At 63.3% G+C, this 618-nt stretch carries 1 protein-coding gene; it reads right to left on the bottom strand.

The genetic code is table 11. The features are described 5' to 3' along the window. On the bottom strand, nucleotides 1-618 hold a 618-nt coding region (locus ACGHU1_RS16890; RefSeq protein ID WP_390588896.1), incomplete at both ends, for a hypothetical protein.

Raw genomic sequence — 618 nt, 5'->3', positions numbered from 1 at the left:
TCGGGGCCGCATCGACCGTGATCGTCACATCGTTCTGAGCGCAGTTGGTCGGGTTGAGTGTCTCACAGATCTCATAAGTGATCGTGTACGTGCCAGCAGGCGTGCCAGCAGGCACATCGACCAGACCCGTCGCCGGGTTCAGCGTCGGCACCGGATCACCAGGATTGGCCGGGGTCGCCGGGGTCACCACCGAGATGTCAACATCAGCCAGCGTCGCAGGCGCACCATTGAGCGTGTCGCCATCGAGCACATCAGCAACGCCGTTCGCGCCGCTCGCGCCGTTCACACCGCTCGCGCTGTCAGGATCAGCCACGATCGGCGCAGCATCCACCGTCACCGTGATCGTCGCCGTCTGGCAGTTCGATGGGTTCAGCGCCTCGCAGATCTCATAATCGAAGCTGTACGTGCCAGCAGGCGTACCAGCAGCAACATCAACATTGCCGCTCGCCGTGTCGAACGTCAGACCAGCTGGAACGCTCGATCCCGCCGCCACTGCCAGCGTCGCATTCGACGGGCTCGCCGCTACGCCGTTGATCGTATCAGCAGTGAACGCATTCACCACCGCCGTCGCGCCAGACGCACCGTTCACACCGCTCGCACTGTCATCAGTCGCAACGA

The sequence above is a fragment of the Erythrobacter sp. MTPC3 genome (assembly GCF_042854385.1).
Classification (GTDB): domain Bacteria; phylum Pseudomonadota; class Alphaproteobacteria; order Sphingomonadales; family Sphingomonadaceae; genus Erythrobacter.
The sequence above is the reverse complement of the archived record's forward strand: the minus strand, read 5'-3'. Positions and strand labels throughout refer to the sequence as shown.